The organism is Achromobacter sp. UBA2119 (assembly GCF_002331005.1).
GTDB lineage: Bacteria > Pseudomonadota > Gammaproteobacteria > Burkholderiales > Burkholderiaceae_B > Achromobacter > Achromobacter animicus.
Window position 1 is genome coordinate 55276 of the sequence record NZ_DCYD01000020.1, and the last position, 4073, is coordinate 59348.

3 protein-coding genes are annotated in these 4073 nt (G+C 66.3%); 2 read left to right on the plus strand and 1 reads right to left on the minus strand.

From position 1 onward, the window contains the following. On the minus strand, positions 1-1134 hold a 1134-nt coding region (locus B3098_RS27445), incomplete at its 3' end, for a Tar ligand binding domain-containing protein (RefSeq protein ID WP_286900340.1). Between the two features lie 232 nt (positions 1135-1366). Between B3098_RS27445 and B3098_RS27450 the strand changes: the two genes are divergently transcribed. Both B3098_RS27450 and B3098_RS27455 read left to right on the plus strand, forming a co-directional pair. Next, entirely contained in the window at positions 1367-2527 is a 1161-nt protein-coding gene (locus B3098_RS27450) for an acyl-CoA dehydrogenase family protein (RefSeq protein ID WP_105238791.1), read from the plus strand. A gap of 16 nt (positions 2528-2543) precedes the next feature. After that, positions 2544-3917 (plus strand): MmgE/PrpD family protein, encoded by a 1374-nt coding sequence (locus B3098_RS27455; protein ID WP_279973948.1) that lies wholly within the window; start codon positions 2544-2546, stop codon positions 3915-3917. Positions 3918-4073 lie beyond the last annotated feature (156 nt).

Consider the following 4073-nt stretch of genomic DNA (forward strand, 5'->3'; position numbering starts at 1 on the left):
CAGGATGTTGGTCTGGAACGCAATGCTGTCCACCACGCCCACGATCTCGCCGATGCGCCGCGCGCTGTCGGCGATGCCCTGCATGCTGTGCACCACTTCGTCGACGGCCTGGCCGCCGCGCTGCGCCAACTGCGTGGCGCTAACCGCTTGCCGGCTAGCCAGGTCCGCGTTGCCGGCGGTCATTTGCACGGTGTGCGCCAGCTGCGTCATGTTGGCCGACGCTTCCTGCAGCGAGCCCGCCTGCCGGGCCGCGCGTTCCGACATGTCCGCGCCGCCGGCCGCGATTTCGCCGGCTCCGGTATGGATCTCTTCGACGCCCAGACGCACCGACGCGACCGCGGTCGACAGCCCCGTCTGCATGCGGCGCATGGCCGAATACAGCACGCCGATCTCGTTGTCGCCGCGCTGCGTGATCGCGCCGGTCAGATCGCCGTCCGCGATGCGGTCAAAGTGCGCCCCCGCCTCGTTCAGGGGCCGCACGATGCTGCGGCGGAATCCCAGCCGGATCAGGATCGCCAGCACCAGGACGAAACCCAGCACGGCGGCCGCCACCACGATCACGCGCTCCAGGGTGCGGCTTGCGCCGGCCACCGCCTCCTGCCCGTGTTCGCGGGCGTAGGCCTGGTAGGCCTCGACCTGCTTCACATAGCCCGCGCCACTGGCGGGCAGCGCCTTGTCCGTCAGCCGGTTGACCTCGATGCCGTTCCAGCCCTGGATCGCCTTGCTCATCGGCGCAAGCGTCTGGTCCGCAAAGGCGGCATAGGCCGTCAGCACCTGGCCGAACAGCGGCGCGCCCTGGGCACTGTCGTCGGGGTTGGCGCGCAAGCGCGCCAGACTGGCGGCGGCCTGCTTGAGCAGCCCATCGGCCTGGGCCAGCGACGCGTTGCGCGCGTCTTCCAGCCCGCCTTCCATCGCCGTCTTGGCATCCGTCAGCGCCGCGCGCGCCTGAAACAGCCGGCTGGTCATATCCGCGAGATCACTCGCCCGTTCGATGCTGCCCCGGCCCAGGGCCTCGATATCGGCGCGGTTGTCGCGCAAGACCGTGATACCCGCCGCCGCAGCGACAGCGAACAGCACGACGAACAACGCAAGAATGGCCGATAGCGCCGTCGTGACTCTCAGATTTTTCCGCATATCCATCCGTGTATAGCCTTGGCCGCCTTCGCGGCAGTGCCACGGATTATGGAGATGCAGTTTGGCAATTTCTTGACACAACCTTGGCGGAAACATGACGCACAGCGGTCATGAAGGTGCGCTTTTGCGTTCAGGAACCCCGTATTAATGATTCGTGAATTGGCACCTGGCCGCCCTTGCGGCACATTCGATCCTGTACCGAACCATTCCTTCACATAGAACAGTCAGCCACATGCACCAAGCCTCCCACGCCTACCAGGACATCCGCGAAGCCGTGCGCGACCTCTGCGCGCAATTCCCCTCCGAATATTTCCGAAAGGTCGACGAAGAGCGCGGCTACCCCGAAGATTTCGTCCGCGCCCTCACCGAAGCCGGCTGGCTGGCCGCGCTGATCCCGCAGGAATACGGCGGCTCGGGCCTGGGGCTGACCGAAGCCTCGGTCATCATGGAAGAAATCAACCGCAGCGGCGGCAATTCCGGCGCCTGCCACGGCCAGATGTACAACATGGGCACGCTGCTGCGCCACGGCTCCGAAGCCCAGAAGCGAGAATACCTGCCCCGCATCGCCGCCGGCGAACTGCGCCTGCAGTCGATGGGCGTCACCGAACCCACCACCGGCACCGACACCACCAAGATCAAGACCACCGCCGTCAAGCGCGGCGACCGCTATGTCATCAATGGGCAGAAGGTCTGGATCTCTCGTGTGCAGCATTCGGACCTGATGATTCTGCTGGCGCGCACCACGCCGCTGGATCAGGTCACGCGCAAGTCCGAAGGCATGTCGATCTTCCTGGTCGACCTGCACCACGCGGTCAAGCACGGCATGTCGATCCGCCCGATCCCCAACATGGTCAACCACGAGACCAACGAGCTCTTCTTCGACAACCTGGAAATCCCCGAAGAAAACCTGATCGGCGAAGAAGGCAAGGGTTTCAAGTACATCCTGGATGGCCTGAACGCCGAGCGCACGCTGATCGCCGCCGAGTGCATCGGCGACGGCTACTGGTTTGTCGACAAGGTCACCGCCTACGCCAAGGAACGCGTGGTGTTCGGCCGCCCCATCGGCCAGAACCAGGGCGTGCAGTTCCCCATTGCGCGCGCGCACATCAACGTGGAAGCGGCCAGCCTGATGCGCTACGAGGCCTGCCGGCTGTTCGATGCCCACGAGCCCTGCGGCGCCCAGGCCAACATGGCCAAGCTGCTGGCGGCGGACGCATCCTGGGAAGCCGCCAACGCCTGCCTGCAGTTCCATGGCGGCTTCGGCTTTGCCAATGAATACGACGTCGAACGCAAGTTCCGCGAGACGCGCCTTTACCAGGTGGCGCCCATCTCGACCAACCTGATCCTGTCGTACGTCGCCGAACACATCCTGGGCCTGCCCCGCTCCTTCTGACCCGCCACCTTCCGACATGACCGCAGACAAAGACACCCCGCACCTGAGCGCCGAACTCGCGGCCTTTGCCGCCAACCTGCGCTACGAAGCCATTCCCGCCCCGGTGCTGCGCCGCGCCGAAGACCTGCTGCTCGATTGCCTGGCCTCCATCCTGGCCGGCGCGTCGGCCCGCGCGGTCCAGGCGATCGACCGCTATGCCGCCGCGATGGGGCCGGCGGATGGTCCCAGTGAAGTCCTGATCACCCGCCGCCGCACCACGCCGCTCTTTGCTGCCATGGTCAACGCGGCCGCCGCGCACGTGGTGGAACAGGACGACGTGCACAACGGCTCGGTCTTTCACCCGGCGGCCGTGGTGTTTCCGCCTGCCCTGGCCGTCGCGCAGGCGCTAGGCTCCTCGGGCCGCGATCTGCTCACCGCCGCCGTGGCCGGCTACGAGGTCGGCATTCGCGTCGGCGAATTCCTGGGCCGCTCGCACTACAAGATCTTCCACACCACCGGCACGGCTGGCACGCTGGCCGCCGCGGTCACCACCGGCCGGCTGCTGGGCCTGTCCCCTGAACAGATGCTGCACGCGCTGGGCTCGGCCGGCACGCAAGCGGCGGGGCTGTGGGAATTCCTGCGGGACGCCGCCGATTCCAAACAGCTGCACACTGCCAAGGCGGCTGCGGACGGCATCACCGCGGCCTACCTGGCGCGCGAAGGATTCACCGGCGCGCGCCACATCCTGGAAGGCCCGCAGGGCATGGCGGCCGGCATGTCCACCGACGCCGACCCCAGCCGCCTGTGCGACCGCCTGGGACAGCGCTGGGCGCTAGCCGAAACCTCGTTCAAGTTCCATGCCTCGTGCCGCCACACGCATCCGGCCGCCGACGCGCTGCAGCAGGCGCTGCGCGACAACCACCTGACCGAGGACGACGTCGAACGCGTCGTGGCGCACGTCCACCAGGGCGCCATCGACGTTCTTGGTCCGGTTGTGAATCCGCAGACCGTCCACCAGTCCAAGTTTTCGATGGGCACGGTGCTGGCGCTGATCGCGCGACAAGGCCGCGCCGGTCTGGCGGAATTTGACGCGGGCCTCGACGACCCGGGCGTCGCCGCCTTCCGTGGGAAAGTGGAAATGGCGCTCGACCCCGAAGTCGACGGCGCCTATCCGCAACGCTGGATCGGCAAGGTCACGGTGTACACCCGCGACGGCCGCGTGCTGCATGGCCGCGTCGACGAACCCAAGGGCGACCCGGGCAACACGCTCAGCCGCCCCGAAATCGAGGACAAGACGCTCAGCCTGGGCAGGTACGCCGATGCGGCGACGGAACAGGAGCTGCGCGGATTGATTGCGACGATCTGGGGGCTTGAAAAAGTGGGCAAGGTGGAGGCGCTGTTGCCGAAGTAACTCGCGAATGCCTGAGTCTCAGGCACATAAAAAGCCGCATCTGCGGCTTTTTTTGCGTTGTGGCTACGCTACAAGTGTCTGTGGCAGGTGTCTGACACCCTACAGCCGCATCCGTCACCTGCCGGTCATCTCACAAGACATTATGGTCGCTCGTTA

Coding starts and splice junctions, on each gene's coding strand:
- B3098_RS27450 (WP_105238791.1), top strand. CDS start 1,367: ATGCACCAAGCCTCCCACGCCTACCAGGACATCCGCGAAGCCGTGCGC.
- B3098_RS27455 (WP_279973948.1), top strand. CDS start 2,544: ATGACCGCAGACAAAGACACCCCGCACCTGAGCGCCGAACTCGCGGCC.